The sequence below is a fragment of the Kitasatospora sp. NPDC058478 genome (assembly GCF_042720345.1).
In the GTDB taxonomy this organism is placed as follows: Bacteria; Actinomycetota; Actinomycetes; order Streptomycetales; family Streptomycetaceae; genus Kitasatospora.
The window spans coordinates 106,484-113,239 of the sequence record NZ_JBHXML010000022.1; the positions used below are offsets into that span (position 1 = coordinate 106,484).

At 74.9% G+C, this 6,756-nt stretch carries 8 protein-coding genes; 3 read left to right on the plus strand and 5 right to left on the minus strand.

The annotated features are described in order from the left end of the window. Positions 1–68: 68 nt before the first annotated feature. A complete protein-coding gene (locus tag ACFWPT_RS14800; protein WP_363372140.1) occupies positions 69–1,166 on the minus strand; it encodes a PP2C family protein-serine/threonine phosphatase in 1,098 nt (365 codons plus the stop codon). Positions 1,167–1,387: 221 nt separating this feature from the next. Further along, the gene (locus ACFWPT_RS14805; protein WP_380482054.1) at positions 1,388–2,605 is read right to left on the minus strand and encodes a cytochrome P450; all 1,218 of its coding nucleotides are present in this window, start codon (positions 2,603–2,605) and stop codon (positions 1,388–1,390) included. Between the two features lie 191 nt (positions 2,606–2,796). Here ACFWPT_RS14805 and ACFWPT_RS14810 point away from each other — a divergent pair, with 191 nt between their 5' ends. After that, positions 2,797–3,153, plus strand: coding sequence for an arsenate reductase family protein (locus ACFWPT_RS14810; protein ID WP_380374634.1), 357 nt, complete (start codon positions 2,797–2,799; stop codon positions 3,151–3,153). A 48-nt stretch (positions 3,154–3,201) separates the two neighbouring features. Here ACFWPT_RS14810 and ACFWPT_RS14815 read toward each other — a convergent pair whose 3' ends face one another. Next, positions 3,202–3,672 carry a pyridoxamine 5'-phosphate oxidase family protein gene (locus tag ACFWPT_RS14815; protein WP_380336642.1) on the minus strand — a complete coding sequence of 157 codons (471 nt, stop codon included), beginning with the start codon at positions 3,670–3,672 and terminating at the stop codon, positions 3,202–3,204. Between the two features lie 85 nt (positions 3,673–3,757). On the opposite strand from ACFWPT_RS14815, the gene ACFWPT_RS14820 reads away from it, so the two are divergent. Next, positions 3,758–4,306: a DUF1697 domain-containing protein gene (locus tag ACFWPT_RS14820; protein WP_244293337.1), complete on the plus strand. Its 549-nt coding sequence runs from the start codon at positions 3,758–3,760 to the stop codon at positions 4,304–4,306. Between the two features lie 159 nt (positions 4,307–4,465). Beyond that, positions 4,466–5,029 (plus strand): FHA domain-containing protein, encoded by a 564-nt coding sequence (locus ACFWPT_RS14825; protein ID WP_380482057.1) that lies wholly within the window; start codon positions 4,466–4,468, stop codon positions 5,027–5,029. A gap of 82 nt (positions 5,030–5,111) precedes the next feature. On the opposite strand, the gene ACFWPT_RS14830 is transcribed toward ACFWPT_RS14825, so the two are convergent. Together ACFWPT_RS14830 and ACFWPT_RS14835 are read right to left on the minus strand one after the other, a co-directional pair. Continuing rightward, the gene (locus ACFWPT_RS14830; RefSeq protein ID WP_063347334.1) at positions 5,112–5,519 is read right to left on the minus strand and encodes a hypothetical protein; all 408 of its coding nucleotides are present in this window, start codon (positions 5,517–5,519) and stop codon (positions 5,112–5,114) included. A gap of 229 nt (positions 5,520–5,748) precedes the next feature. Beyond that, positions 5,749–6,540: a hemerythrin domain-containing protein gene (locus tag ACFWPT_RS14835; protein WP_159398408.1), complete on the minus strand. Its 792-nt coding sequence runs from the start codon at positions 6,538–6,540 to the stop codon at positions 5,749–5,751. Positions 6,541–6,756 lie beyond the last annotated feature (216 nt).

The window sequence follows — 6,756 nt, forward strand, 5'->3', positions numbered from 1 at the left end:
AGGCGGGCAGGCAGGCGGGCAGGGCTGGAACCGGGGGCTCGGGCTGCGGGAGTTCACCCGGGGAAGGCCTACGGGCGCTCCGGGGTGAGCGCCAGGACGGCGAGGTCGTCGGCGAGCAGGCCGGCGTACTCGTGGACGTCCTGGGCCAGGAAGGAGACCAGCCGGTCGGGCGAGGTGGTGCCGAGGGCGGCCAGCCGGGGGGCCAGCGGGTAGAAGGCGCCGGTGGCGTCGCGGGCCTCGCTCACGCCGTCGGTGTAGAGCAGGACGGTGTGGCCCGGGGGCAGGGCGACGGCGGTCGGCTTGCCGCGCTCGTCGGGGGGCCCGAGGTGGGCGAGGCCGAGCGGGAGCTCGTCCGCGCAGGACACCGGGGTGATGGTGTGCTCGGTGAGCAGCAGCGGGGTGGTGTGGCCCCGGTTGACGATCTCCACGCAGTCGGAGCCCGGCCGGTACTGCAGCAGGACGGCGGTGACGAACAGCTCGTCGTCGCCCCGGTCGGCGGCGTCGCGCAGGACGGCACGGTCCAGCTGGTCGGCGAGGTCGACCAGGTCGGGGGTGTCGTGGGCGGTCGCCCGGAAGGCGCCGAGCACGTCGGCCACCGTACGGACGGCGCCGAGGCCCTTGCCGCGGACGTCGCCGAGCAGCACCCGGACGCCGAAGCGGGTGTCGCACACCTCGTACAGGTCCCCGCCGACCAGGACCTCGGCCTGGGCCGGGCGGTAGAGGCCGGCCACCCGCAGGCCGCCCGCCCGCTCGGGCACCGGGCGCAGCACGGTGCGCTGCAGGGTCTCGGCGACGGTACGGGCGTGCAGCAGGGTGCGGTTCTGCCGGGTCCGCTGCCAGGACAGGGCGGTGCCCATCACCCCGGAGAGCAGCGTGGCGATGTAGACCCAGACGTGGTGCTGCTCGTTGATGTGGCCCGCCCGCACGGCCAGCACCAGTTGCAGCGCCAGGGCGCCGACCGTGGTGGTGGCGGTCAGCGCCGGGCCGTAGCTGAACGCCGCCACCACGGGCAGCGCGGTCAGCAGGAAGCCGGCCGCGACCGCGTCCGGGACGATCGCCTCGGCGGCCAGGTCGAGCAGCAGCAGGAGCACCGGCAGCCAGGGCACCCAGCGCGGTGCCCGGGGTTCCACGGCCGCCGGATGCTGCGGGCGGGGTGCTACGGGCACGGTGGAGTCCTCCTGCCCGACCGGTCCGGTATGACCGGTTCGTCCCTCCATGCTCTCCTACGGAGGACCCGGCCACGAATGGCCGAACGTCCCGGTTTCCGGGGCCGACCGGGCCCGGAAGCGGGGCGTCAGGGCCGGTCGACGGACGGTGACGGAACCCGCCCCGGCCGGCGGGCGGGGCGGGCGGGCGGGCCGACTGGCGGTCAGCGGCGAGAGGGTCGTCAGCGGACGATCACCGGCAGGGTCTCGAAGCCCCGCAGGACCAGGCGGTCCCGCCGGGCCGGCACGCCGCCCGGGGCGAGCCGGGGGAAGCGGTCGAGCAGGGCGGGCACCGCGACCTCGGCCTCCAGCCGGGCCAGCTGGGCGCCCAGGCAGTAGTGCGGGCCGCCGCCGAAGCTCAGCGGCTGGCTGTCCCGCCGGGTCGGGTCGAACACCTCCGGACGGTCGTACCGGGCCGGGTCGTGGTTGGCCGCGCCGAGCAGCAGGAGCGCCACGTTGCCGACCGGCACGGGCAGCCCGTCGACGGCCAGCCCCTCGGCCAGCGCCACCCGGGAGGTGAGCTGGACCGGGGAGTCGAAGCGCAGCACCTCGTCGGTGAAGCCCGCCGGGGTGATCGCGCCGCTGCGCAGCCCGGCGGCCGCCTCCGGGTGGCGGAACAGCAGGGCCAGGCCGTTGCCGAGCAGGTTGGTGGTGGTCTCGAAGCCGGCCACCAGCAGCAGTACCAGGTTGGCCAGCAGCTCCCGGGCGGGCAGCCGCTCCGGGTCGTCGGCGGCGATCCGGGCCAGGTCGGTGACCAGGTCGTCCTGCGGGCGGGCGAGGCGCTCGGCGGCCAGCTCGGTGAAGTAGCCGGCCAGTTCGTCGGCAGCCTGGTCAGCCTTGGTGAGCTCGGAGCGGTCGTCGATGAACTCCAGGGCGACGGTGAGGTCGGAGGCGAGGTCGCGGAAGCGGTAGCGGTCCTGCTCGGGGACGCCGAGCAGTTCGCAGATCACCCCGACCGGCAGCCGGAAGGCGAAGGCGTCCATGAAGTCCACCGGCGAGCCGTCGGCGCCCTGCTCGGCCATCTCGTCCAGCAGCCCGGCGACCGCCGCCTCCACCGCCGGGCGCAGCGCGGCCACCCGGCGGGCGGTGAAGACCGAGGCGATCAGCGAGCGGACCCGGGGGTGGTCGGGCGCGTTGCGCTGCAGGATCGAGCGGCCGAACAGCGCCATCGACGGGTGCTCGGCGAATTCCGGGGTCAGCTCCGCCATCATGTCGGCGGTCGCGACGGCGAAGGCGGGGGTGCGCAGCACCTTGTCGGCCGCGGTGTGGCCGGCCACCAGGAAGGTGTCCGGCCCGGCGGGCACCGCCGCGCCCAGCGCGTGTGCCCGCGCGTACAGCGGGTACGGGTCGGCCCGGCCCTCGCTGGTCAGCAGTTCCTCGATGATCGCCGCGCCGTCCATCCGGTGCTCCCCTCCCAGAGGCCACGTTCCTGCTGCGTGAACCACCGGAGGGTGCAGCGGAGTTCCCGTCCGGCGGGGGTACCGGGCCGGGCCGGGGGCTCGCCCGGCCCGGCCCGGGTGCGCGTCCGGCGGGGGCGCCGGGCCGGGCGGGTTGGCGCCCGGCCGTCGGGCGGCTCGGTAGGGTTGCCGGTATGGAGATCTGGATCAACCCGCGCTGCGGCAAGTGTCGGTCGGCGCTCGGCGAGCTGGAGGCCGTCGGGGCCGAGTACACCGTGCGGCGCTACCTGGAGGACCCGCCGACCGCGGCCGAGCTGGAGCAGGTGCTGGAGCGGCTGGGCCTGGAGCCGTGGGACATCACCCGCATCGACGAGCAGGTCGCCAAGGACCTGGGGATGCGGAAGTGGACCCGGGAGCCGGCGGACCGGGATCGCTGGATCGCGGCGATGGCCGAGCACCCGATCCTGATCCAGCGCCCGATCATCACCGCGGACGACGGCCACGCCGTCGTGGCCCGGACCCCCGAGGCGGTCAAGTCCGTCCTGCCGTAGCAGCGCCGCGTCCGGAGCCTCCGACGTGTCCGAGGCGTCCGGGGCCGGTCAGTGCAGTTGGATCCGCTGCACCGGCCGGCCCGGGTGCCAGTTGAGGATCCACAGGTGGCCCTCCCCCACGGCGGTGTGCACCACCTGCTCCAGGTCCAGCCGGAAGGCGTGGAAGGCGGTCGGCGGCGGCTCGGGCAGATCGGCCGCGTAGGCGGACAGTTCGGCCTCGTCGGTGATCTCGACCGCGCGGCCGGAGACCTTGGAGTCCCCGCCGGCCATCGTCTCGTCCCCCGGGTGGGCGTGCAGCGCGAAGCGGGCGTCCCGCTGGAGGTCGCGCGCCTTGGCCGAGCCGTACATCGACCCGAGCATCAGGTCGGCGCCGACGAAGCCGACCTCCGTACCGCTCACCCGGGGCGAACCGTCCTTGCGCAGCGTCGCCAGGACGTGGTGCTTCTCGGCTTCGAACCGGGCCCGCACGAGGGGGGCCAGCTCGGGTGCCTGCTGCTCGAAATCCTGCCAGGTGACCATGGCGCCAGTCTGGCACCGGGCACCGACAACCGCCGGGCGCCAGGGGCGACCTCCGGGTGTCAGGGGCCGGTGCCAGACTGGCGGGGTGACCACCACGACCACGTACATCGCGTTCCTGCGGGCGATCAACGTCGGCGGCCGGACGGTGCGGATGGAGCGGCTGCGGGCGCTCTTCGCCGAGTTGGGGCTCGGGGGCGTGCGCTCCTACATCCAGAGCGGCAACGTCTTCTTCACCACCGACGAGCCGGACCGCGCCGCCCTCACCCGGCGCATCGAGGAGCACCTGGAGCGGTCCCTCGGCTACCCGGTGCCCGCGCTGCTGCGGACGGTCGACGAGGTGGCCGCGCTGCTGGCCGCCGAGCCGTTCAAGGGCGTCGAAGTGACGCCCGACGTCCGGCTGGTCGTGGCCTTCCTCTCCGAGCCGCTGCCCGCCGACCTCGCCGTCCCCCGTCTCTCGCCGAAGGGCGACCACGAGGTGGTCGGCGCCGACCCGGGCGCCGCGTACGTGGTGGTCCACCTGCGGGACGGCAAGTGGGTCACCGGGGAACTGTTCGGCAAGGCCTACCGGGGTGCGGTCACCTCCCGGTTCCTGCACACCACCGAGAAGATCCTGGCGGCCGCCCGGAAGGGCTGACCCCCTGCCCCCCCGCTCTGCCCACCCCGGCACCCAGGCACCCGGCCGCCCGGAACCGCGGTGGCGCACCGGGCGTCTGGAGTGCAGTGACGTACTCACCGTGCGCCGGCACCCGGCGTGATCTGGACAGTCCGAGCCGGCCGAGCCGACAATCGGGCCATGACCTCTCCTGAGTTCCGCACCGGCGCCGTCCGGCCCTCCGGCGCGGTCCGCCCCTCGGACGCCGAACGGGACCAGGCGCTCGGGGTGCTCAAGGACGGAGCGGGCAGCGGACGGCTGTCGCACGACACCTTCCTCGGCCGGATGGAGATCGTCCTGCACGCCACCAGCCGGGGCGAGTTGGACGAGGCGATGACCGGGCTGCCGACCGGGAACCCGGTCGAGCGCTTCCTGCTGCGGACGGTCGGCCGGGTCTCCGCGTTCGGGGACCGGCTGCGCCGGGCCTGGCGCACCGAGCGGCTGCCCGGGCTGAGCCTGCCGGAGACCGGGGCAGGGCAGTTGACGATCGGTCGGTTCCCCGGCTCGGGGCTGCGGCTGCACGACGCCTCGGTGTCCCGACGGCACGCCGAACTGCGGCGCGAGGGCGGCGGCTGGATGCTGTACGACCTGGGCTCGACCAACGGCACGCACGTGAACGGGCGCCGGATCGCGGGCGGGGTGCGGGTCCGGCCGGGCGACCAGGTCCGGTTCGGGAACCTGGAGTTCCGGCTCGCCTCCGACTGAGCCGCACCCCCGGCCGGTCGGTACGGCCTGAGCGGGCGCCGGGGAGGCGCCGGGGAGGCGTCGGGCGGGCGGGCCGGCGATGTCAGCCGTGGGTGACGTGCAGTTCGGCGTAGCGGTCGCCCTTGTCCGCCTTGCGCAGGGTGACCTTCGCCGTGCCGACGGCGGTCTCGGCGCCCTTGCCGACGGTCTTCCGTTCGTCGCCGACCGCCACCTCGACCGTGCTGTCGGTGATGTGGCCGACCGTCATCTTCACGGTGCGGTCGCCGCCGAAGACCTGGAGGGTCTTGAAGGCGTCGGCGCCGTCGGTGCGGACGACGACGTCGCAGCTGTCGTCGTCGAGGCAGAGCGCGACACCGCCGTCGCAGGCGGTCAGTCCGGCGCCGAGGGCCAGGACGGCGCCGGCGGCGAGGAGCGCCCGGCGGTGGACGGCGGGCCCGAAACGGCGCCGGGCAGGGGTTCGGTGGGAGTTCGGGGTGCTCGCTGTGGTCATGGCGTCGACGGTAGGCGCCCGGACGCGCCCCGCCATCGGCCGTCGGCGGTACGCACCCCCTGGCCGGCCCCGGAGCGCCCGAACAGCCGCGACCCCGAGGGCGATGGGTCGAATCCCCTAGGGGACGAGGGGAGTTGGAACTGCGGGTGTCGGATTCCGGAGAGGCTCGGCATATGCCTCAGGGGTATGCCACGCGCGTAGATCGACGGGCCGCGAAAAGGACCGGCGCTCAGTCGGCGACACCGCCCAGGTCGCTGCCCAGCGCACCGGCCGGGCCCCACAGCGGCGCCATGCAGCGCTGGTAGGTGGCCTGCCAGTGCGGCCAGTTGCGGGCCACGTCGTCGTCGCACTCGGCCAACAGCCGCTCCACCAGCGCCGGTTCCACGCCCTCCAGCAGCCAGGCCAGCGCGTCCGCCGTCCCCGGGCCGTCCGCCGAGCGCAGCAGGTCCATCAGCTCGCCCAGGCCGCCGAGCCGGGAGCCCTCCGGGACCACCCGCTCCATCCGGGGCAGCAACTGGCGCTCCTCGATCCGCAGGTGCGTCTCCAGCCGGGCCGCCAGGTCCTCCATCGCGTACGCCACCGGCCAGGCGCTGCCGGTGTCCCGGCTGGCGATCCGCACCAGCGTGGTGACCCGGGTGAACGAGTGGTCGAGGTTGTGGTGGTCCGCCTCCAGCCAGTTGAGCAGCAGCCGCAGCTCGGGGGCGAAGCGGCGCACGATCGGCCAGATCCGGCTGTCCTGCTGCTCGTGGTGGCAGGTCAGCATCGCGGTCACGAAGCTCCAGTGCCGCAGCAGCGCCTCGCCGGCGTCGTCCTCGCCGGGCTGGAGCAGCCGCAGGGCGTTGGGCAGCCGGGCGAGGTCCCGGCGCAGCGCGGCGTGCACCAGCCGCAGTCCGGCGAAGCGGGCCGTCACCGGCTCCTCGCCGACGGCCCGCACGGGCACGGCCGCGCCCCGGGTGTCGACCCCGGACCCCGCCTGCTCGGGCACGGAGGGGGACGGCTGAGGCAGTAGATGGATCGGCATGGCACTCTCTTCACGACGTCGTGGGGCGGGCGGGGCCAGCCGGTGGAGCGGCCCCATCCAAGGTGCTCACAGTCGATCAAAAGTGAATCAATGTCCGATTGACGCGCAGGTCACAGGCATGCGCGCGGGGGAAACGGCGCTGCGCGGGAGCCGCCCCGCGCTCGCCCGCCCGGCCTCCGGACGCTGCCGGCACGCCGTGGGCCCGGGGCACCTGGG

Excerpts from the sequence above, each read along its gene's own strand:
- ACFWPT_RS14805 (WP_380482054.1), bottom strand. The coding sequence starts at position 2,605 with ATGGACGGCGCGGCGATCATCGAGGAACTGCTGACCAGCGAGGGCCGG.
- ACFWPT_RS14810 (WP_380374634.1), top strand. The coding sequence starts at position 2,797 with ATGGAGATCTGGATCAACCCGCGCTGCGGCAAGTGTCGGTCGGCGCTC.
- ACFWPT_RS14815 (WP_380336642.1), bottom strand. The coding sequence starts at position 3,672 with ATGGTCACCTGGCAGGATTTCGAGCAGCAGGCACCCGAGCTGGCCCCC.
- ACFWPT_RS14825 (WP_380482057.1), top strand. The coding sequence starts at position 4,466 with ATGACCTCTCCTGAGTTCCGCACCGGCGCCGTCCGGCCCTCCGGCGCG.
- ACFWPT_RS14830 (WP_063347334.1), bottom strand. The coding sequence starts at position 5,519 with ATGACCACAGCGAGCACCCCGAACTCCCACCGAACCCCTGCCCGGCGC.
- ACFWPT_RS14835 (WP_159398408.1), bottom strand. The coding sequence starts at position 6,540 with ATGCCGATCCATCTACTGCCTCAGCCGTCCCCCTCCGTGCCCGAGCAG.